We start from the raw sequence: 19,922 nt of genomic DNA on the forward strand, positions 1-19,922 counted from the left end.
CGCCCCTGCCAGGAACAGGGACGGCCGACGCCGTGTGTCACCGCCCGGCTGCCGATCCCGCCCCGACGATGATGCGACCATGAACCAGCTGAGTCTCGGTGGAGCCTTCATCGCCTTCCTCGCGGTCGTCGGCCCGCCCAAGGTGCTGCTCTCCTTCGCGGCACTCGCGCGCTCGAGGACCACCGCCGAACTCCACACCCTGGCCCTGGTCTCCGCTGCGGCAGCAGCCTTCATCGGACTCCTCGCGGACTTCGCGGCACCCGCCCTCTACGGCCTCTTCCACATCAGCACCCAGGCCCTGGAGATCGCCGGCGGGGCCATCTTCTTCATCTATGCCATCGGCCTCGTCCTCGGCCTCCACCTCGGCAGCGAACCCGGAACGACAGGCCCCGGCCTCGCGGAGGGCGTACGGGAACTGCTGCTGCCCTTCACGTCAGCCCGCTCGCGATGACCGCCCTGCTCCTCGAAGCCGTCGCGAGGGACGACTGGGCCTGGCGCGCCACCGTGGGCGGCGCCTATGTGGCCGTCATCGCCGTCGACCTGCTCTGCGTACTCCTCCTCACCAGGGTGCTCCAGCGCACCCACCACACCGCCATCGAGGTGCTGGGCCGCCTGCTCGGCCTGCTGCTCGCCGCGGTCGGCGTCGACCTGGTCCTGGACGGGGTGGCGACCCTGGGCGTGCACCTGGGGTCCCGCGACTACTGACCGCCCCCGGCCGCCGACGCCAGCGCCACCGGGAGGGAGGCATAGCCGCGGAGCGTCAGCCGGTCACGACGCGTCCGCCCGTCCGCCGCCTCCATTCGCGGGAACCGCTCCAGCAACCGCCCGAAGGCCGTACGCCCCTCAAGCCGGGCCAGCGCCGCCCCCAGGCAGAAGTGCGGCCCGCCGCCGAAGCTCAACGGCTGGTTCGCCGGTCGCTCGGGGTCGAAGACATCCGGCCGCTCGAACCGCGCCGGATCACGGTTGGCCGCCCCCATCAGCAGCAGCACCTCACCCCCCGGCGGCACCACGACCCCGTCCACCACCGCACCCTCCGGCGCCCATCGCGCGGTGAGCTGTACAGGGGAGTCGAACCGCAGGAACTCCTCCACATACGCGGACGCGGCCGAGGGGTCGGCACGCAGCGCCTCACAACGGCCCGGCTGGTCCAGCAGCAGAGCGAGGCCGTTGCCCAGCAGATTGGTCGTCGTCTCGAAGCCCGCAGCCAGCAGCAGCACCAGGTTGCAGAGCAGCTCCCAGTCGCTCAGCCGGCCGTCGTCCTCGTCCCGCACCTGCACCAGGGCGCTCACCAGATCGTCACGCGGCTCCGCGCTGCGTTCCGCCACCAGTGCGGTGAAGTAGTCGAGCAGGGACACCGCGGCGGCGTCGGCCGCGGCCAGGTGCTCCGTCGAGTAGACCGGCTCCAGCTGGGCCGCAAGATCGGCCACCAGCGGACGGAACCACAGCCGGTCCTGCTCGGGGACCCCCAGCAGCTCGCAGATCACCGACACGGGGAGGGCATAGGCGAACTTCGCCATGAAGTCGACCGGCGACCCGTCCGACCCCAGCTCGGCCAGCCTGTCCAGCAGCCTGTCGGTCAGCCGCTCGACCGCCGGCGCCAGCTCCGCCACCCGCCGCGCCGTGAACACCTTGCTCACCAGCCGCCGCACCCGGGCATGGCCCGGGTCGCCCGAGAAGAGCATCGAGTCGGAGAAGAGCCGCACCGCCGGATGGTCCGCCACGTCCGGCCACCGCAGCTGCACCCATTCCACCCCCTCCTCCCGCAGCACCGGGTCCCGCAGCGCCCGTCCGAGCGCGTCGTACCCGACCACCACGGTGTAGCTGTCACTGAGGGAGATCACCGGCCCGTGCTCGTGCAGGGCCGCGTAGTAGGGGAACGGATCGCTCCGGCCCTCGGGGCTGAGCAGGGCTTCGACAGCAGCAAGTGCGTCCATGGCAGACAGCATGCTCCGCTGTTGACGCGATGTCAGTAGGGCGGGCGAGGGGGATCGGGCCCGATTTGGTGACACGGCGGTCCAGGCCGTACAGTTCACAGGTCGCCCGGGGCAGGAACGCTCCGTGAGCGGCAGTGAATTTGCAGTAACCCCGCCAGCGGGGGTCGGAAAAGCGGTAAGCGGATCTGATAAGCTGGAGACACGAAGAAGGGAAGCGCCCGGAGGGGCCCGGAAGGGTTTCGATGGAAGCGTCCGTTCCTTGAGAACTCAACAGCGTGCCAAAATTCAACGCCAGATTTTTGAACCCTTTGGGTTCCTTTGAATGAAGTACAGCGAGGACGCTGTGCGCGGGTTCGGCTTATTCCGCCGGATGCCGTGCCGCTCTCGTGGATCTAAGCATTCACGGAGAGTTTGATCCTGGCTCAGGACGAACGCTGGCGGCGTGCTTAACACATGCAAGTCGAACGGTGAAGCCCTTCGGGGTGGATCAGTGGCGAACGGGTGAGTAACACGTGGGCAATCTGCCCTGCACTCTGGGACAACACCGGGAAACCGGTGCTAATACCGGATATGACGCACTCCTGCATGGGGGTGCGTGGAAAGCTCCGGCGGTGCAGGATGAGCCCGCGGCCTATCAGCTTGTTGGTGGGGTGATGGCCTACCAAGGCGACGACGGGTAGCCGGCCTGAGAGGGCGACCGGCCACACTGGGACTGAGACACGGCCCAGACTCCTACGGGAGGCAGCAGTGGGGAATATTGCACAATGGGCGAAAGCCTGATGCAGCGACGCCGCGTGAGGGATGACGGCCTTCGGGTTGTAAACCTCTTTCAGCAGGGAAGAAGCGCAAGTGACGGTACCTGCAGAAGAAGCACCGGCTAACTACGTGCCAGCAGCCGCGGTAATACGTAGGGTGCGAGCGTTGTCCGGAATTATTGGGCGTAAAGAGCTCGTAGGCGGCCTGTCGCGTCGGATGTGAAAGCCCGGGGCTTAACCCCGGGTCTGCATTCGATACGGGCAGGCTAGAGTTCGGTAGGGGAGATCGGAATTCCTGGTGTAGCGGTGAAATGCGCAGATATCAGGAGGAACACCGGTGGCGAAGGCGGATCTCTGGGCCGATACTGACGCTGAGGAGCGAAAGCGTGGGGAGCGAACAGGATTAGATACCCTGGTAGTCCACGCCGTAAACGTTGGGAACTAGGTGTGGGCGACATTCCACGTCGTCCGTGCCGCAGCTAACGCATTAAGTTCCCCGCCTGGGGAGTACGGCCGCAAGGCTAAAACTCAAAGGAATTGACGGGGGCCCGCACAAGCGGCGGAGCATGTGGCTTAATTCGACGCAACGCGAAGAACCTTACCAAGGCTTGACATACGCCGGAAAACCGTAGAGATACGGTCCCCCTTGTGGTCGGTGTACAGGTGGTGCATGGTTGTCGTCAGCTCGTGTCGTGAGATGTTGGGTTAAGTCCCGCAACGAGCGCAACCCTTGTTCTGTGTTGCCAGCGAGTAATGTCGGGGACTCACAGGAGACTGCCGGGGTCAACTCGGAGGAAGGTGGGGACGACGTCAAATCATCATGCCCCTTATGTCTTGGGCTGCACACGTGCTACAATGGTCGGTACAATGGGCTGCGATACCGCGAGGTGGAGCGAATCCCAAAAAGCCGGCCTCAGTTCGGATTGGGGTCTGCAACTCGACCCCATGAAGTCGGAGTCGCTAGTAATCGCAGATCAGCATGCTGCGGTGAATACGTTCCCGGGCCTTGTACACACCGCCCGTCACGTCACGAAAGTCGGTAACACCCGAAGCCGGTGGCCCAACCCTTGTGGGGGGAGCCGTCGAAGGTGGGACCAGCGATTGGGACGAAGTCGTAACAAGGTAGCCGTACCGGAAGGTGCGGCTGGATCACCTCCTTTCTAAGGAGCATATGGCCAGCTCGGGGCGAATGTCCTCGTGTGGTTGCTCATGGGTGGAACGTTGAATATTCGGCATGGGTGGCTTTCGGGCTGGCCTTAGTACTGCGCTTCGGCGTGTGGAACGGGTGGGTTCGTGGTTGCTTGTGTCGGGCGCGCTGTTGGGTCCTGAGGGAACGGGTTTTTGGTTTCCTTGGTGCCGGTCCCATGCTGGGTGAGGTGGGTGGCTGGTCGTTGTTTGAGAACTGCACAGTGGACGCGAGCATCTGTGGCCAAGTTTTTAAGGGCGCACGGTGGATGCCTTGGCACCAGGAACCGATGAAGGACGTGGGAGGCCGCGATAGGCCCCGGGGAGCTGTCAACCGAGCTGTGATCCGGGGGTGTCCGAATGGGGAAACCCGGCAGTCGTCATGGGCTGTCACCCGCTGCTGAACACATAGGCAGTGTGGAGGGAACGCGGGGAAGTGAAACATCTCAGTACCCGCAGGAAGAGAAAACAACCGTGATTCCGGGAGTAGTGGCGAGCGAAACCGGATGAGGCTAAACCGTATGTGTGTGATACCCGGCAGGGGTTGCGCGTGCGGGTTGTGGGTTTTTTCTTGATCGGTCTGCCGGCCGGTCGGCGAGTCAGAAACCGTATGGGTAGTCGAAGGGCATGCGAAAGGCCCGGCGTAGAGGGTAAGACCCCCGTAGACGAAATCTGTACGGCTCGCTTGAAGAACACCCAAGTAGCACGGGGCCCGAGAAATCCCGTGTGAATCTGGCGGGACCACCCGCTAAGCCTAAATATTCCCTGGTGACCGATAGCGGATAGTACCGTGAGGGAATGGTGAAAAGTACCGCGGGAGCGGAGTGAAATAGTACCTGAAACCGTGTGCCTACAAGCCGTGGGAGCGTCGTTGCAGTCTTCGGACTGTGGCCGTGACTGCGTGCCTTTTGAAGAATGAGCCTGCGAGTTTGCGGTGTGTGGCGAGGTTAACCCGTGTGGGGTAGCCGTAGCGAAAGCGAGTCCGAATAGGGCGTTTGAGTCGCATGCCCAAGACCCGAAGCGGAGTGATCTAGCCATGGGCAGGGTGAAGCGCGGTAAGACCGTGTGGAGGCCCGAACCCACCAGGGTTGAAAACCTGGGGGATGACCTGTGGTTAGGGGTGAAAGGCCAATCAAACTCCGTGATAGCTGGTTCTCCCCGAAATGCATTTAGGTGCAGCGTCGTGTGTTTCTTGCCGGAGGTAGAGCACTGGATAGGCGATGGGCCTCACCGGGTTACTGACCTTAGCCAAACTCCGAATGCCGGTAAGTGAGAGCACGGCAGTGAGACTGCGGGGGATAAGCTCCGTGGTCGAGAGGGAAACAGCCCAGAACACCGGCTAAGGCCCCTAAGCGTGTGCTAAGTGGGAAAGGATGTGGAGTCGCAGAGACAACCAGGAGGTTGGCTTAGAAGCAGCCACCCTTGAAAGAGTGCGTAATAGCTCACTGGTCAAGTGATTCCGCGCCGACAATGTAGCGGGGCTCAAGTACACCGCCGAAGCCGTGTCACTCACACAATACTTCCAACGAAGGTGTGGGTGGGTAGGGGAGCGTCGTGTGCCGGGTGAAGCGGCGGCGGGAGCCAGTCGTGGACGGTATACGAGTGAGAATGCAGGCATGAGTAGCGATACAAGAGTGGGAAACTCTTGCGCCGATTGACCAAGGGTTCCTGGGTCAAGCTGATCTGCCCAGGGTAAGTCGGGACCTAAGGCGAGGCCGACAGGCGTAGTCGATGGACAACGGGTTGATATTCCCGTACCCGCTATGAAGCGCCAGCGTCGAACCCAGTGATGCTAAGCCCGTGAAGCCGCCTCTGATCTCTTCGGAGTGAGGGGGAGTGGTGGAGCCGGTGGCCCGAGCTGGTAGTAGGTGAGCGATGGGGTGACGCAGGAAGGTAGTCCATCCCGGGCGGTGGTTGTCCCGGGGTAAGGGTGTAGGCCGAGTGGTAGGCAAATCCGCCACTCATGAGGCTGAGACCTGATGCCGAGCCGATTGTGGTGAAGTGGATGATCCTATGCTGTCGAGAAAAGCCTCTAGCGAGTTTCATGGCGGCCCGTACCCCAAACCGACTCAGGTGGTCAGGTAGAGAATACCGAGGCGTTCGGGTGAACCGTGGTTAAGGAACTCGGCAAAATGCCCCCGTAACTTCGGGAGAAGGGGGGCCATTGCTGGTGAGGGGATTTTCTCCCTGAGCTGGTGGTGGCCGCAGAGACCAGCGAGAAGCGACTGTTTACTAAAAACACAGGTCCGTGCGAAGCCGTAAGGCGATGTATACGGACTGACGCCTGCCCGGTGCTGGAACGTTAAGGGGACCGGTTAGTCTCGATTCGTCGGGGCGAAGCTGAGAACTTAAGCGCCAGTAAACGGCGGTGGTAACTATAACCATCCTAAGGTAGCGAAATTCCTTGTCGGGTAAGTTCCGACCTGCACGAATGGCGTAACGACTTCTCGACTGTCTCAACCACGGGCCCGGTGAAATTGCATTACGAGTAAAGATGCTCGTTTCGCGCAGCAGGACGGAAAGACCCCGGGACCTTTACTATAGCTTGATATTGGTGTTCGGTTCGGCTTGTGTAGGATAGGTGGGAGACTGTGAAGCGGCCACGCCAGTGGTTGTGGAGTCATCGTTGAAATACCACTCTGGTCGTGCTGGATGTCTAACCTGGGTCCGTGATCCGGATCAGGGACAGTGTCTGGTGGGTAGTTTAACTGGGGCGGTTGCCTCCTAAAGGGTAACGGAGGCGCCCAAAGGTTCCCTCAGCCTGGTTGGCAATCAGGTGTTGAGTGTAAGTGCACAAGGGAGCTTGACTGTGAGACCGACGGGTCGAGCAGGTGCGAAAGCAGGGACTAGTGATCCGGCGGTGGCTTGTGGAAGCGCCGTCGCTCAACGGATAAAAGGTACCCCGGGGATAACAGGCTGATCTTCCCCAAGAGTCCATATCGACGGGATGGTTTGGCACCTCGATGTCGGCTCGTCGCATCCTGGGGCTGGAGTAGGTCCCAAGGGTTGGGCTGTTCGCCCATTAAAGCGGTACGCGAGCTGGGTTTAGAACGTCGTGAGACAGTTCGGTCCCTATCCGCTGTGCGCGTAGGAGTCTTGAGAAGGGCTGTCCCTAGTACGAGAGGACCGGGACGGACGAACCTCTGGTGTGCCAGTTGTTCTGCCAAGGGCATGGCTGGTTGGCTACGTTCGGGAGGGATAACCGCTGAAAGCATCTAAGCGGGAAGCCTGCTTCGAGATGAGGGCTCCCACCACCTTGAGTGGGTAAGGCTCCCCATAGACGATGGGGTTGATAGGCCGGGTGTGGAAGCCCAGTAATGGGTGGAGCTGACCGGTACTAATAGGCCGAGGGCTTGTCCATAGTTGCTACGCGTCCACTGTGTTGTTCTGAAACAACGACCGACCCTGCCCCTTCGGGGGTTGGGTTGAGAGTTTCATAGTGTTTCGGTGGTCATAGCGTGAGGGAAACGCCCGGTTACATTCCGAACCCGGAAGCTAAGCCTTACAGCGCCGATGGTACTGCAGGGGGGACCCTGTGGGAGAGTAGGACGCCGCCGAACAATCATTCAGAGCCGTGGCTCCGACGACAAGTCGGGGCCACGGCTCTTTTGCGTTCGCTGACGGAGGATCCGCTGACGGCGGAACAGGGTGGCGGGGTGCGCGGGACCGGGGGAGGCTCCGTGCATGCGCATTCTTGTCTTGGGCGGTACGCAGTTCGTGGGTCGCGCCTTCGTGGAGCAGGCGCTGGAACGTGGTGACGAGGTCACCACGTTCAACCGGGGCCGTTCAGGCCCGGATGTCCCCGGAGTCGAAGCAGTGCACGGCGACCGGGAGGTGACGGCGGATCTGGAAGCCCTTGTCGCGGGCAGGGAGTGGGACGCCGTGGTCGACATGGCCGGCCAGATGCCCCGGCTGGTGGGGGAGTCGGCCCGGCTGCTGTCGGGCCACGCCGGCACGTACCTCTTCGTCTCCTCCTGCCATGCCTATGCGGACTGGCCTGCGAAGGAGGTGGACGAGGGTTCGCCGCGGCACGAGTGTGCGCCGGATGCGGTTCGGGAGGACGTATCCATGCCCAACGCGCTGAAGGCGGGCTGCGAGCGGGCGGTGGAAGCGGGCTTCGACGGAAGGGTGCTGATCGTCAACCCGGGTCTGATCGTGGGCCCTTACGACAATGTGGGCCGCCTGCCCTGGTGGCTGGAGAGGGTAGCCCGGGGCGGGCGTCTGGTGGCCCCCGGTGACCCCACCCGGCCGATGCAGCTTGTCGACGCCCGCGACATCGCGGGCTTCATGCTGCGCCAGCTGTCGGCCGGCGCGTCCGGACGGTTTCTGGTGACCGGGGTGCGTTCCAACACCACCTGGGGCGATCTGCTGAACGAGTGCATCGCGGTGACCGGAGCCGAGGCCGAGCCGGTGTGGATCGACGATGCCTTCCTGGCCGAGCGGGAGATCGGTGTCTGGACGGAGCTGCCGCTGTGGGCGCCGACCGGGCCGGATCTCGACGGCGTGTGGCTTCCCTCGTCCGCCAAGGCGCTGGCCCACGGCCTGAGTTGCCGCCCGGTCGCGGAGACGGTGCGCGACACCTGGGACTGGGTCCGTTCGCGGGGCCCGGAGGCGCCGCCGTACGCTCAGGGCGAGACTCTCCTGGGGATCGATCCGGCGAAGGAGGCCCGTCTGCTCGCCGACTGGGACGCTCGCTCCGGCTCCGACCCGGAGCCTTCCTCCGGATCTTGATGAGCGTACCGGCGGGACTGATTCGGACTGCGGCCCTGTCCACCGGCTTCCGTGCCGATGGACAGGGCCGCAACTGTGGGTGGGCCGGTATCGCGCTCACGGTCCGGAGGACACACCGGTGCCGGGCCCGAGGTCGTGGGCGGTCGCGGACTGCGGGTGGAGTGCGGCTGCTCCGCCTGCCACGGCGTCCGGCCCGTGGTTTGTTGACTGGCCGTACGATTCGTCCCATGGAGCAGCGAGTACTGGGCAGGACGGGCCGCAAGGTGTCCGTCGTCGGGCTGGGAACGTGGCAGCTGGGTGCCGACTGGGGACAGGTGCGTGAGGAGGACGCCCTGCGGGTGCTGGACGCAGCCGTCGAGGAGGGGGTGACGTTCTTCGACACCGCCGACGTCTACGGGGACGGGCGCAGCGAGCAGCTGATCGGCCGTTTCCTGCGGGAGCGCCCCGACGCCGGGGTCTTTGTGGCGACCAAGATGGGCCGACGGGTGGAGCAGCGGCCCGAGCACTACACCCTGGAGAACTTCCGCAGCTGGACGGACCGCTCCCGGGCCAACCTCGGCGTGGACACGCTCGACCTGGTCCAGCTGCACTGCCCGCCGACTGCGGTGTACTCCTCGGACGAGGTGTTCGACGCGCTGGACACCCTGGTGGCCGAGCAGCGGATCGCGGCGTATGCGGTGAGCGTGGAGACCTGCGCGGAGGCACTGACCGCGATTGCGCGTCCCGGTACGGCGAGTGTGCAGATCATCCTCAACCCGTTCCGGTTGAAGCCGCTGGAGGAGGTGCTGCCGGCGGCGGCCGAGGCCGGGGTGGGCATCATCGCCCGGGTGCCGCTGGCCTCGGGGCTGCTGTCCGGGCGCTACACCCGTGAGACGGTCTTCGCTGCGGACGACCACCGGTCGTACAACCGCCACGGTGAGGCGTTCGACCAGGGGGAGACCTTCTCCGGGGTGGACTACGGGACCGGTCTGGAGGCGGCCGCCGAGTTCGCCGAACTGGCTCCCGAGGGGATGTCCCCGGCACAGACCGCGCTGCGGTGGATCGTGCAGCTGCCGGGGGTGTCCTCGGTGATCCCCGGGGCACGCTCCGCGGAGCAGGCACGGGCCAATGCCGCGGCTGCCGGGCTGCCGCCGCTGTCGTCCGCGACCCTGGCCGCGATCCGGGACCTCTACGACCGGCGGATCCGGGAGCAGGTGCACGGCCGCTGGTGAGGCCGACCGGGCCGGGGCGGTGTCAGATCCATCCGTCCAGGGACGACATGAACCCCTCGAAGTCGTCCCGGTGGATGGTGTGGCCCGCCCCGGCGACCGTACGCACCTCGAAGCCGCGCAGCCGCAGTTCGGAGGCATCCTTGGGGCCGACCAGGAAGCTGGGGTCGGCGAGCTGGACCAGGGAGGGCACCACGGGGCGCTCGGGGAGCAGGGGGTGGCCCGCCAGGTGGGAGAGGCCGGCGCCGGTCGTGGGGTCCCACAGGGCCAGGGTGGCCAGTTCGATGTCGACGTCCTGACTGTCCCAGCGCGGATTGAGGGCGGCGATCTGCTCGCGGGCGGCCGAGCGGAACCAGGAGAACCCGGCCGGGTCCAGGCCCCGGCCCGGGCCGCGGACGCACCATGCCGGGTCGGAGTAGACGGCGCGGCGCGGACGCAGCCGGTCGACGGCCAGCGACAGGGCGAGGCCGCCGAGCGAGTGGCCGAGCGCCAGCTCGGCGCCGGAGGGCAGGGTGTCGACCAGGTCCTGGGCGAGGTGCTCCGGGCGGTAGCGGTCGCCGGGGGCGCTGCCGGGGCGTTCGGGGCCGGGACCTGGGCCTGCGACGGCGTCGGTCTCGGTCCTGTCTTCGGTCCCAGCCCCAGCCGCAGTCGCAGCCGCAGTCGCAGCCTCGGCCGCCGCGTCGTCGCCGCGTCGGCTGAGTCCGTGGCCGCGCAGATCGACGGCGATCACCCGGTAGCCTCGGTCGGCCAGCAGCGGGCCGAGCCGATGCCAGGTCCGATGGTCCGACATCATCCCGTGCACCAGGATGGCGAGCCGTTCTCCGGTGCCCCACTCACGGGTGTGCAGCTGCATGGGGCCGATCATGCCACGCGGGTGGCGTCAGTCGCCGCGCAGCAGTTCCAGCACCTCGTCATCGGTGAGCTGCTCGAAGTCCTCGTACCAGCGCCCCACAGAGCCGAACGCGGCGGGCTGCTCCAGGCACACCACCTGGTCGGCCTCCTGGGACAGCAGCTGGACGGCCTCCTGCGAGCCCACGGGCACGGCCACCACCACCCGCGCCGGGTGGTGCTCGCGCAGCGAGCGCACCGCCGCGCGGGCCGTGTAGCCGGTGGCCAGCCCGTCGTCGACGACCACGGCGGTGCGTCCGGCCAGTTCGCGGACGGGGCGGTCCTCCCGGTAGAGGGCCTCGCGGCGGCGCAGTTCCAGGCGTTCCTTGTCGGCGAGCGGGGCGAGTTCCTCCGCCGTGGCGCCGAGCCACCGCAGTGCCTCGTGGTCCCAGAGCGGCGGGGCGTCACCGGCGATCGCGCCGATGGCCAGCTCCGGCTGCCCGGGGGCGCCGATCTTGCGCGCGACCAGGGCCTCCAGCGGTGCGCCCAGGCACTCGGCCACCTCGCGGGCCACCGGCAGCCCTCCGCGGGGCAGCCCGAAGACCAGGGGGTCGGGCAGTTCACCGGCCTGCTGCCGTTCCAGGAGCTCCGCGGCCAGTGCGCGGCCGGCCTCCCGCCGGTTGTGGAAGCGCATCGGGGTCATCCGAACGCGCCGTCCACGTAGCACCACCGCCAGTCCTCGCCGGGTTCCGCCGACTTGATCACCGGGTGGCCGGTGTCGTCGTAGTGCGCCGTGGCGTGTTTGCGGGGAGAGGAGTCGCAGCAGCCGATGTGGCCGCAGGACAGGCACTTCCTCAGATGGACCCAGTCGTGCTGCCCGGCTGCGAGGCAGTCCTGGCAGCCTTCGACGGCCACGGGCTGTGGCGAGCCCGCATCGGCCAGATGTGCACAGATCATGGTGGTCTCCCGCCTCGGCGACGCAAGTCAGCCTCTCACTCCGGGCCGGGCGCGGCACCTCGAACGGCCGGCTGGGCGGGTTCGCCCGGCGGCGGCGCGAGGGGGCGGGGCGCGGGCGGGGTGTGCCGGCCGGAATCCGGGTAGCCGTCCGGCGCGGTGTACGGGTGGGTAGTCTGAACGTCCGGCGGGGGCGCGCGGGAGCGGCCCCGCGTTATGACGGGACATCAGTCCTGGGGCGGCCGTGCCGGATTCGACCGTCGAGAAGCAGCCGCGAAGGGGCGAGGGATGGCGGGGACGCAGCGGAACATGGCGGGGCTGCCGAGACTCGACGAGGTCGAGACGCAGCCCCTGGTCGAGATCGATACCTCGATACCGCACACCGCCCGGATGTACGACTATCTCCTCGGCGGCAAGGACAACTTCGCCGCCGACCGCGCCGCCGCACAGACCGTGCTGGCCGCGATGCCCGAGCTGCCGCTCACGCTCCGGCTGAACCGGCAGTTCCTGCGGTCCGCGGTGCGCTGGACGGCACGGCGGGGCATTCGCCAGTACCTCGACATCGGCACCGGCATCCCCACCGCGGGCAACACCCATGAGACGGCGCAGTCCGTCGCCCCCGACGCACGCGTCGCCTATGTGGACAACGACCCCATCGTGCTGGCGCACGCCCGGGCGCTGATGGCCGGGCACGGCCTGGGACGCACCACCTTCACCCAGGCCGACCTGCGGGAGCCGGAGAAGATCCTGGCCGCGCCGGGCGTCCGCGAGGTGATCGACCTCGAGCAGCCGGTGGCCCTGCTGCTGATCTCCATCCTGCACTTCATCCGCGACGAGGAACGGCCGTTCGAGATCGTCTCCCGGCTGGTCGACGCACTCCCGTCCGGCAGTTTCCTGCTGCTCACCCATGCCTCGCCCGACGCCGATCCCGAGCGTGCGGCCAAGGCCTCGCAGGGCTGGCGGACAGCGTCGGCACAGATGACCATGCGCCCCCACGGGGAGGTGCTGCGCTTCTTCGACGGTCTGGAGGTGGTGGAGCCGGGCCTGGTCTGCCGCTGGAACCCGGACGGCGACGACGAGGACGAGGTGCTGGAGCTCGGCGACCGTGTCATGGGGTACGGGGCCGTCGCCCGCAAGCCCTGAGCCGGTGGGCCGGCTCTGTCCGTCGCTGCGTCTCCGGCCCTGCTGGCAGCCGGGCCACCCTCCCAGGTGAATGCCGCCTTCACCGCCGGGGACACGCCGCTTGGTGGGGGAGAGGGCGTTGGGTGGGTGCCGGATTCGGATCACACGGCCGGCGGACTTCCTCGGCGTGCCACCGCCTACCCGACGGCCTGAGCCACCCGAATGGCTGAGCGGGGGGTCCAGTTCCAGCGCGGGACACCGGCCGGGCGGCCGTGCGGGTGGAGGGGATCGGACGGTCGACGGATGTGCCGTTCAGCGGGCCTTCCACCAGATGAAGACCTCGGTGCTCGGCTGGCGTTCGGAGAACCGGCCCGACGGGGAGGCGTCCCGCAGCAGCCGGCGCAGATCGGCCTCGAACTCGTCGCGGCGCGGGCCGAAGAGGTGCGGAGCCGAGTACGACATCGAGAACATCCAGGCGACGGCGTCCTCGCAGGTGCGTTCCAGTGGCCGGCCGCCGGGGACGACATGGCGCTGGGGGCCGGTGAACCCCGCCCGTGCGTAGATGGCTGACTCACCGCCGGGTGTTCCCTGCGGCAGCACCCCCTGGCCGGCTCGTCGGACCGGTCCCAGATAGTGCTTGACCAGGTCCTCCATGGCCGCATACGGCACCGCCGGGTGAGGAAGCCCCTCGCTGCTGCGGACCTCCGTCTTCAGGTCCGAGACATGGACCAGCGCCCCACCGGGAACGAGCATCTCCCGAACGGTGGCCGCCACCAGGTCACGATCCATCCAGTGGAAGGACTGGGCGAAGGCCGCGACGGTGAACGGTCCCAGTCCTGCGGGCAGATCCTCGGCCCGAGCCTTCACCCACTTCGCCTTCCCGGCCACCCCGGCCTCGGTGGCTCCGCGCCCGGCTTCGGCGATCATCCCGCCGTCCGGGTCGACACCGACGATCTCGGCGAACAGGTCCGCCAGCGTCAGGGCGATTGTGCCGGGGCCGCATCCCACATCCAGAAGGCGTCCCTGCCCGTCGAGTTGCAGGGCTTCGGCGAGCACGTCCGCCAGACCCGGGGCATAGGGGAGCCTCCCACGTGCGTAGTAGGCGGCCGTGCCCGAGAACAACGTCTCATCCCACTCCCAGCCGGCAACCACATCAACCACCACCTCTCAGGGATGCATGCCTTTCCGGTGGTCGATGATTCCAGGCCGGACGGGCTGGTGCGGCGCGGAACTGCCGGTCGCGAGGGACACCCGTCGGTGAGCCCGGCAGCAGTAACCGTCCGGCGGCCGGCACCCTCGCGGAGGAGATCACCCGGCTGCGCGTCCAACCTCGCCCCCCCCGGCGACATCGCCCCGGCGGCCCGGACGTCGCCGCCCAAGCGGCCGCCGTGGGCCTGATGGACGAGTGCCTGATCCGGGTGCACCCGGCGCTGGTAGGCGGCGGCGCGCCGTTCTTCCCGCAGGCCGGGCGGCGAGTGGAGCTGGAGCTGTGGGGAGCCGCGCTTTCGCCTCCGGTGTCGTGTACCTCCGTCACCGCGTGGTGCGCTCATCCGGGCCCATGAGGCGGCCGTCCGTCGAGAGCGGCGGATCTGCGAGGACCGGCAGGTGGTGGCGGGTGAACAGTTCCGTGCAGAGCTCGATGCGGTTGCCGACGCCGGTCTTCGCGAAGACCTTGCGCATGTGGTCGTTGACGGTCTGCTCGCGGATGCCCAGCGAGTCGCCGATCTCGGCGTAGCCCCGGCCCAGGATGACCAGCTGGGCGATCTGGCGCTCCCGAGGTGTCAGGCCGTAGCCGTTGAGGACCAGCGCGGCCAGGGCCGCAGGCAGGCTCGGCGTCAGCGAGGCGATGACCGTCTCCTCATCCCCGAGCGCCTCGGTCCAGGCGCTGATGGTCAGCCAGCGGCCGGAGCTGAGGCGCACCCGCGCCGACACCGGGTCCGTCGACGTGCGGTGGCGCGCGTGGCTGAGCACCGCGGTCAGCGTGTGGGTGGTGGAGGTGCCGGCGTCGCGGTGCCGCTCGGAGACCTGCGCCAGCCAGTAGTCGGCGATCCGGCTGACGTAGGTGATCCGGCCGTCCGGACGGGCCGTCACCAGGCCGGGCGCATCCGGCACCTCGACGTTGTCGATGCCCTTGAGCAGCAGCGCCCGGCGCAGCTCCGCGGCGGCGGAGGGGCCGGCGGCCTCGGCCGACGCCAGGTCCTTCGCAGTGAAGGGCGCGGAGTCGCGGGCCCGGCACAGCACCAGCAGTCCCCAGGTGCAGCCGTCCGCCTTGAGCGTGACGCGCAGCTCGTCCGCCAGCCCGGCCGGCGCGAGGATGTCGCGGTAGTAGACGCTCTGCGCCAGGTCGCCCCCGGTCGACACGCTGAGCAGGCTGCTTGCGGTCCGCCGCCGGGCGAGGGCGCGGATGTTGTCGACGCCGGTCTGCTCGCCGTGCTCGATCTCGAACAGCCGGGGCATCGCCTCCGTGCTGAAGCCGTTCTCGTGCAGGCCGCCGGTGTCCAGCAGCGTGGCCGGATCCAGCATTACCGCGCACCACACGTCCGCCGGCACCCGGCGCAGCAGGGAGGTGGCGGCGCCCTTGAGCACGTCCAGCGGCTCCGGGTCGGCGGTGCCCGAACGCCTCTGCGGACCATGGCCGTTGAGATCGCGTGACGCCATGGGGCGAGTGTAGGGCGGCATCCCATGTGCATGGGATGTTCTGCGGAGGAGTTGTGGCCTTACTGTGAGCTCAAGGGGGTGGTGGCCATGAACGAGCAGTTCCAGAACGCGAGGAAGAGCGCGAAGTCGGTGGTCAAGTCCGCCACGGTGACGGCCGGTGTGGTCGGCGGTGCGGCGGGGGCACTGCCGGTGCCGATGGTGGACGTGGCACTGGTGGCACCGGTCCAGATCCGGATGATCCGCGAGATCGCCGACGCCTACGGTCTGCCCGCGTGCGAGCGGGCCGCCATCGCCCCGGTCTCGCTGCTGCTGGGCGCCGGCACGGCCAAGGTCAGCCGCGCCGCCGCCAAGAAGGCGACGCAGGCGGCGATGCGGCAGTTCGCCAAGGTGCTCGCGGAGCGGGCTGTCCGGTTCGTGCCGCTGGTCGGCGCTGCCGTGGGCGCGACCGTCTCGGCGACCGTGGCCGTGGCCGCGACCAAGGCCCTGGGCGAGGCGTGGATCAAGGTCTGCGAGCTTGCGATGAGCATGGAGCTCAAGAAGCTGGACGCGTTCCTCGACTCGGACACCGGCAGGTGGCTGATCAAGGTCCTGACCAGCCTCGGCTACGAGAAGCTGCTCGACGCACTGGTCGCAGATGCGGGGCTCCGGCAGAAGATCGCCCGCATGGCCGGCAACTGATCCCCGACACACCGGCAACAGATCTACAGCAGAGGAGTTCAGCCATGCCTTGGTCGCTCCTTCCCAGCATGGCGGCCGGCCGCGCAGCGGGCGCGGCGGGCCGCCGTCTCGGCAAGCACGTCTCCGACTTCCTCGAACTGTCGCCGGATGGCGAGGAGTTCACCGTCAAGCTGTTCGCCGTCGTGCTCGGCGGCGTCGCCTCCGCGATCGTGTCCACGATCCTGCTCGACCCGGTCGGCGGCGCGGCGGCCACCGCGGCCAACGTCGACGGCTTCGACGCGGGGAGCGCCGTACCCGACGGGGCGGTGCACGCGCACGACGCCACCGACCCCAAGTTCGGCTACGAGGGCTTCTACCGGCAGGGCGTCAACCACAACGGCGACATCGTGATCCAGAGCGGCACCGGCGGCCCGGTGCTCCAGTCCACCGGGGAGCACGTCAGCCCCAACGACGTCACCTGGAAGAGCTGACCATGCCGCTGCGCGACGAACTCGCGTTCAAGGCCATCGTTGCCGCCCTCGGGGACGCGGACGAGGTGCTGCGGAACGCCAAGCGGTGGAAGAGCGCGAGCCGCTGGAAGTGGTGGCAGAGCAGTCAGGCGGTCGGGCTGGCCGCCGCGGGCACCGTGATCCCCGGGGTGTGGCTGGTGGCAGCCCCCGCCTCGGTGGTGTTCACCTACCGGAAGATGGCCCATGTGGCGTGGGCCGTCGGCCAGGACCTGGGCGTGACGGTGGACCCCGTCACCGACATCCTGCTGATCACAGGCCTGTGGACCGGCGCGGTCTCCGAGGAGGACCTGACGGCGGCCCGCGCCGCCTTCGGCGGGATCGACCTCAGGGCCCTGCGGTCGAACGGCACCGCCGAGGACGCGGCGGTGGCCCGCTCCCTGCTGGAACAGGCCGTGCCCGGCTTCCTCGGCCTACTGGGCGTCAAGCTGGCGGCGTATGTCGCCGGCGAGGCAGGCGCCAGCATGGCGCCGGTGATCGGCGCGGGCATCGCCGGGGGCGCGACCGCCGCGTTCGTCGACGCCTTCGCCACGCAGGCACGGCGTTACTACACGCACAAGCGCGGCTGACGGATGGGGCGTCAGCAGATCGCCTCGTCGAGGAGTTCCAGCAGGTGGCGGTAGGGGCGGCCGGCGGCTCGGGTCATGCCGTGGAGTCGGCACGGTGATGTCTGGACGGCGCCGCAGCGGAGTTCTTCTTCGCCACGCTGAGGTCGGAGACCGGACGAGACCGCCGGCCCGACCGCGCCACCGCCCGACGCGACATCAAGAACTGGATCACCGAATACAACGGCCCACGGCTCCAGTCCGCCATCGGCCACCGAATCCCACACCGAGGTGCGCACCGCCTGGCGAGATCGACTCGCGGCAGCGGCCTGACCAGCGGGTTTGTGGTCGGGGCGGGCTAAACCGCGCCGACTCCGCCGCGCCGCCCTCACCGCCGACCAGCCCCAGCGCCAGCCGAGGCCCCGCACCAGCCGACTCGGCCGGCGACGCACCTCGAAACCGGCGCCCCAGCACCCCCCGGAAACGACACCGGCCTTTCTCGCTGCTGCGAGAAAGGCCAGGCCAAACGCGTTGTTTCTGGTGCGCCGCCAGGGACTTGAACCCCGAACCCGCTGATTAAGAGTCAGCTGCTCTGCCAGTTGAGCTAGCGGCGCCCGCTTTCTGCGTAAATAGTACCCGAGCTCTGGGAGTGCCCCCGGTGCGGTCGGGGCGGGTCAGCTGCTGGCGGCTGCCTCGTCGGAGCTGATCACGCGGCGGACTGCCGCGGCGATCGGGGTGGTGCGGGAGAGTTCCCCGAGGCGCTTGCGGATGGGGCGGCCGTCCGGACCGGGGAAGAGGCGGCGGTCGAGGCTGACCGTGCCGACCAGCGCGGCCAGCTGTAGGTCGCGGGCCGTGGGGTCGTAGGGGCCGGCGGTGGGGAGGGCGCGCAGGATGCGGTCCGCGCCGGCCTTGGGCCAGCCGGGAAGTGTCGCGGTGTACGTCATGGCGGGGAAGATCCCCAGGACGCGGCGCCGGCGGACGGTGAGCAGGCCACGGGCCGTCAGTGCGTCGAGGTACGTCCGGGCGACGCGGGAGGAGGCCCGGCGGACCCAGCGGTCCAGGGCGAGGTGCCGTGGCCGCTTGCCGGTTTCGGAGAGTTCGGCCAGGATCCGGTCGGCGACCGGGTCGCCGACCGGCAGTGGGCGGACCTCGGTGATCCTCTTGTCCTGTACGGCGAGGGCGCCGACGGCGAGCAGCTCGGCGAGAACCGCTCCGCCCAGAACCCGGTCGAAGTGGTGGGGCCGCCGCAGCTGCCCCGACCGGGGGTCGGCGCAGAGCAGCAGAAGTTCTTCGGGCAGGTTCACCGGCGGGTGGTCGTGCATGGCGCTCGCCTCCTCGTCGGGCGGTGCGACGCCCGTACCCGCAGGCACGCCGGAAGTGGGGGCCGCGGTTGCACGGGCGGGCCGCCGATCGGTCTCAGCCGGTGGGGGCGGACAGCGGGTCGGGAGTCGGGCGCCAGGGCCGGCAGAAGGCCAGGAAGGTCACCGCTGCGAGCAGGGCCATGCCGAGCATCGTCGCGGCCATCGGCAGCGCGCTGCCGCCGTCGCTGCCGCCGCTGCCGAGACCGGCCAGGGCGGGGGACGCCGCCCCGACGGTGAACTGGAGAGTGCCGAGCAGTGCTGAGCCGCTTCCGGCGGCGTGCGGAGTGCGCTGCAGCGACAGAGCGGTGGTGGTCGGAGTGACCAGGCCGAGACCGGCGGCGGTGCCGAAGAGGCAGGCCGCGATCCAGGGCAGCCCGGCGTCGGTCAGGGTGACCAGCAGGACCAGGACGAGAGCCGCGCCGCCCATCACCGTCATGCCCAGCAGCAGCACCCGATGGGCCCGGAAGCGGCCCATCAGCACCTTGCCGTTGAGCTGGCTCATGGCGACCAGGCCCACCGAGTTGAGGCCGAAGAGCAGGCTGAAGGTCTGCGGTGAGGCCCCGTACACCTGCTGGATGGCGAACGACGACCCCGAGACGTAGGCGAACAGCGAGGCGAAACCGAAGGAGCCGCTGAGCACATAGCCCGTGAAGGCCCGGTCCCGCAGCAGGTCCCCCATGGTGCGCAGGGTGTCGGGAAGGCCGCCGCTGTGGCGGCGCGCGGGAGGCAGCGTCTCGCGCAGCAGCAGCGCCGCGGCGAGGAGGATCAGCAGTCCCAGCACGGAGAGCACCGCGAAGACGCCGCGCCATGAGGTGAACCGCAGGATCTGCCCGCCCAGCATCGGGGCGAGGATCGGAGCGGTGCCCGAGACCAGCATCAGCGAGGCGAAGAAGCGGGCGGCGGCGAGGCCGTCGAACAGATCGCGCACCACCGCGCGGGCGATCACGATCCCGGCGGCCCCGGACAGGCCCTGGATCAGCCGGAGGGCGATCAGCAGGCGGGCGTCGGGGGCTGCGGCGCAGGCGGCGGTGGCCACCACGTACACCGCCATGCCGACCAGCAGCGGGCGGCGGCGGCCGAGTGCGTCACTGAGCGGGCCGGCGATCAGCTGGCCGGCTGCCAGGCCCAGCAGGCATGAGGTGAGGGTGAGTTGGACGGTTCCGTCGCTGGTGTGCAGATTCGCGGCGACCCGGGGCAGTGCGGGGAGGTAGAGGTCCATCGACAGTGGGGCGAGCGCGGTGAGCGAGCCCAGCACCAGGATGAGCAGCAGTCCGGTGCGGTGCGCCGGGGTCGGCCCGGTGACGGGCGGTGCTGCGGGCGGGGTGGCGTCGGGGGCTGCGGAGGGGCGTATGTCCTGCATGCCGGTCTGGGCTCCTGGACGGGGCGGGCGGGGGTGTGGATGGAGCGGGCTGGGGTGTGGATGGAGCGGGCTGGGGTGTGGATGGAGCGCGGTGTGG

Annotated in this window: 16 protein-coding genes, 1 tRNA gene and 3 rRNA genes; 11 read left to right on the forward strand and 9 right to left on the reverse strand. The window is 68.4% G+C overall.

Annotated elements, in window-relative coordinates:
* Window positions 1-79 precede the first annotated feature (79 nt).
* Both AB0761_RS24085 and AB0761_RS24090 read left to right on the forward strand, forming a co-directional pair.
* On the forward strand, window positions 80-451 hold the full coding sequence (locus AB0761_RS24085) for a MarC family protein (RefSeq protein WP_377271222.1): 372 nt from the start codon (window positions 80-82) through the stop codon (window positions 449-451).
* The gene (locus tag AB0761_RS24090) at window positions 448-705 is read left to right on the forward strand and encodes a MarC family protein (protein WP_377271223.1); all 258 of its coding nucleotides are present in this window, start codon (window positions 448-450) and stop codon (window positions 703-705) included. The genes AB0761_RS24085 and AB0761_RS24090 overlap by 4 nt, the downstream gene beginning before the upstream one ends.
* On the opposite strand, the gene AB0761_RS24095 is transcribed toward AB0761_RS24090, so the two are convergent.
* A complete protein-coding gene (locus AB0761_RS24095; protein ID WP_377271224.1) occupies window positions 699-1,934 on the reverse strand; it encodes a cytochrome P450 in 1,236 nt (411 codons plus the stop codon). The two genes, AB0761_RS24090 and AB0761_RS24095, sit on opposite strands and share 7 nt — an antisense overlap.
* Before the next feature lie 399 nt (window positions 1,935-2,333).
* Between AB0761_RS24095 and AB0761_RS24100 the strand changes: the two genes are divergently transcribed.
* The 5 genes from AB0761_RS24100 (at window position 2,334) to AB0761_RS24120 (ending at window position 9,816) form a co-directional block, all read left to right on the forward strand.
* Window positions 2,334-3,849: ribosomal RNA gene (locus AB0761_RS24100) — 16S ribosomal RNA — on the forward strand.
* A 267-nt stretch (window positions 3,850-4,116) separates the two neighbouring features.
* Window positions 4,117-7,235 (forward strand): 23S ribosomal RNA (locus tag AB0761_RS24105).
* Between the two features lie 82 nt (window positions 7,236-7,317).
* Window positions 7,318-7,434, forward strand: a 5S ribosomal RNA gene (rrf, locus tag AB0761_RS24110).
* Together the 16S, 23S and 5S rRNA genes form the textbook arrangement of a ribosomal RNA operon.
* A gap of 124 nt (window positions 7,435-7,558) precedes the next feature.
* Window positions 7,559-8,605 (forward strand): NAD-dependent epimerase/dehydratase family protein, encoded by a 1,047-nt coding sequence (locus AB0761_RS24115; RefSeq protein ID WP_377271225.1) that lies wholly within the window; start codon window positions 7,559-7,561, stop codon window positions 8,603-8,605.
* A 227-nt stretch (window positions 8,606-8,832) separates the two neighbouring features.
* On the forward strand, window positions 8,833-9,816 hold the full coding sequence (locus tag AB0761_RS24120; RefSeq protein ID WP_377271226.1) for an aldo/keto reductase: 984 nt from the start codon (window positions 8,833-8,835) through the stop codon (window positions 9,814-9,816).
* Between the two features lie 22 nt (window positions 9,817-9,838).
* Here AB0761_RS24120 and AB0761_RS24125 read toward each other — a convergent pair whose 3' ends face one another.
* From AB0761_RS24125 to AB0761_RS24135, 3 genes are read right to left on the reverse strand one after another with little or no spacing between them, the layout of a single operon-like run.
* Window positions 9,839-10,666, reverse strand: a complete 828-nt coding sequence (locus tag AB0761_RS24125; protein WP_377271227.1) for an alpha/beta fold hydrolase — start codon at window positions 10,664-10,666, stop codon at window positions 9,839-9,841.
* 27 nt (window positions 10,667-10,693) lie between these two features.
* Entirely contained in the window at window positions 10,694-11,335 is a 642-nt protein-coding gene (locus AB0761_RS24130) for a phosphoribosyltransferase (protein WP_377271228.1), read from the reverse strand.
* Window positions 11,336-11,340: 5 nt separating this feature from the next.
* A complete protein-coding gene (locus tag AB0761_RS24135; protein WP_377271229.1) occupies window positions 11,341-11,598 on the reverse strand; it encodes a UBP-type zinc finger domain-containing protein in 258 nt (85 codons plus the stop codon).
* A 285-nt stretch (window positions 11,599-11,883) separates the two neighbouring features.
* Between AB0761_RS24135 and AB0761_RS24140 the strand changes: the two genes are divergently transcribed.
* Window positions 11,884-12,738 (forward strand): SAM-dependent methyltransferase, encoded by an 855-nt coding sequence (locus tag AB0761_RS24140; protein WP_377271230.1) that lies wholly within the window; start codon window positions 11,884-11,886, stop codon window positions 12,736-12,738.
* Window positions 12,739-13,029: 291 nt separating this feature from the next.
* On the opposite strand, the gene AB0761_RS24145 is transcribed toward AB0761_RS24140, so the two are convergent.
* Window positions 13,030-13,869 (reverse strand): class I SAM-dependent methyltransferase, encoded by an 840-nt coding sequence (locus AB0761_RS24145; RefSeq protein WP_377274298.1) that lies wholly within the window; start codon window positions 13,867-13,869, stop codon window positions 13,030-13,032.
* Window positions 13,870-14,247: 378 nt separating this feature from the next.
* Complete coding sequence (locus tag AB0761_RS24150) at window positions 14,248-15,375, reverse strand: helix-turn-helix transcriptional regulator (RefSeq protein WP_377271231.1); 1,128 nt, start codon at window positions 15,373-15,375, stop codon at window positions 14,248-14,250.
* A gap of 87 nt (window positions 15,376-15,462) precedes the next feature.
* Between AB0761_RS24150 and AB0761_RS24155 the strand changes: the two genes are divergently transcribed.
* Genes AB0761_RS24155 through AB0761_RS24165 form a run of 3 tightly spaced genes read left to right on the forward strand, consistent with a single transcriptional unit; the run spans window position 15,463 to window position 17,128 of the window.
* On the forward strand, window positions 15,463-16,053 hold the full coding sequence (locus tag AB0761_RS24155; protein WP_377271232.1) for a DUF697 domain-containing protein: 591 nt from the start codon (window positions 15,463-15,465) through the stop codon (window positions 16,051-16,053).
* 44 nt (window positions 16,054-16,097) lie between these two features.
* Window positions 16,098-16,523, forward strand: a complete 426-nt coding sequence (locus AB0761_RS24160) for a hypothetical protein (RefSeq protein WP_377271233.1) — start codon at window positions 16,098-16,100, stop codon at window positions 16,521-16,523.
* A 2-nt stretch (window positions 16,524-16,525) separates the two neighbouring features.
* Window positions 16,526-17,128: a hypothetical protein gene (locus tag AB0761_RS24165; RefSeq protein ID WP_377271235.1), complete on the forward strand. Its 603-nt coding sequence runs from the start codon at window positions 16,526-16,528 to the stop codon at window positions 17,126-17,128.
* 514 nt (window positions 17,129-17,642) lie between these two features.
* On the opposite strand, the gene AB0761_RS24170 is transcribed toward AB0761_RS24165, so the two are convergent.
* The 3 genes from AB0761_RS24170 to AB0761_RS24180 all read right to left on the reverse strand — a co-directional run bounded on the left by AB0761_RS24170 (window position 17,643) and on the right by AB0761_RS24180 (window position 19,825).
* Window positions 17,643-17,718, reverse strand: a tRNA-Lys gene (locus tag AB0761_RS24170).
* Between the two features lie 60 nt (window positions 17,719-17,778).
* Entirely contained in the window at window positions 17,779-18,474 is a 696-nt protein-coding gene (locus tag AB0761_RS24175; RefSeq protein ID WP_377271236.1) for a GPP34 family phosphoprotein, read from the reverse strand.
* Window positions 18,475-18,520: 46 nt separating this feature from the next.
* Window positions 18,521-19,825: a multidrug effflux MFS transporter gene (locus tag AB0761_RS24180; protein WP_377271237.1), complete on the reverse strand. Its 1,305-nt coding sequence runs from the start codon at window positions 19,823-19,825 to the stop codon at window positions 18,521-18,523.
* Window positions 19,826-19,922 lie beyond the last annotated feature (97 nt).

Source organism: Peterkaempfera podocarpi, assembly GCF_042466665.1.
Classification (GTDB): domain Bacteria; phylum Actinomycetota; class Actinomycetes; order Streptomycetales; family Streptomycetaceae; genus Peterkaempfera; species Peterkaempfera podocarpi.

Coding starts and splice junctions, on each gene's coding strand:
- AB0761_RS24085 (WP_377271222.1), top strand. CDS start 80: ATGAACCAGCTGAGTCTCGGTGGAGCCTTCATCGCCTTCCTCGCGGTC.
- AB0761_RS24090 (WP_377271223.1), top strand. CDS start 448: ATGACCGCCCTGCTCCTCGAAGCCGTCGCGAGGGACGACTGGGCCTGG.
- AB0761_RS24095 (WP_377271224.1), bottom strand. CDS start 1,934: ATGGACGCACTTGCTGCTGTCGAAGCCCTGCTCAGCCCCGAGGGCCGG.
- AB0761_RS24115 (WP_377271225.1), top strand. CDS start 7,559: ATGCGCATTCTTGTCTTGGGCGGTACGCAGTTCGTGGGTCGCGCCTTC.
- AB0761_RS24120 (WP_377271226.1), top strand. CDS start 8,833: ATGGAGCAGCGAGTACTGGGCAGGACGGGCCGCAAGGTGTCCGTCGTC.
- AB0761_RS24125 (WP_377271227.1), bottom strand. CDS start 10,666: ATGCAGCTGCACACCCGTGAGTGGGGCACCGGAGAACGGCTCGCCATC.
- AB0761_RS24130 (WP_377271228.1), bottom strand. CDS start 11,335: ATGCGCTTCCACAACCGGCGGGAGGCCGGCCGCGCACTGGCCGCGGAG.
- AB0761_RS24135 (WP_377271229.1), bottom strand. CDS start 11,598: ATGATCTGTGCACATCTGGCCGATGCGGGCTCGCCACAGCCCGTGGCC.
- AB0761_RS24140 (WP_377271230.1), top strand. CDS start 11,884: ATGGCGGGGACGCAGCGGAACATGGCGGGGCTGCCGAGACTCGACGAG.
- AB0761_RS24150 (WP_377271231.1), bottom strand. CDS start 15,375: ATGGCGTCACGCGATCTCAACGGCCATGGTCCGCAGAGGCGTTCGGGC.
- AB0761_RS24155 (WP_377271232.1), top strand. CDS start 15,463: ATGAACGAGCAGTTCCAGAACGCGAGGAAGAGCGCGAAGTCGGTGGTC.
- AB0761_RS24160 (WP_377271233.1), top strand. CDS start 16,098: ATGCCTTGGTCGCTCCTTCCCAGCATGGCGGCCGGCCGCGCAGCGGGC.
- AB0761_RS24165 (WP_377271235.1), top strand. CDS start 16,526: ATGCCGCTGCGCGACGAACTCGCGTTCAAGGCCATCGTTGCCGCCCTC.
- AB0761_RS24180 (WP_377271237.1), bottom strand. CDS start 19,825: ATGCAGGACATACGCCCCTCCGCAGCCCCCGACGCCACCCCGCCCGCA.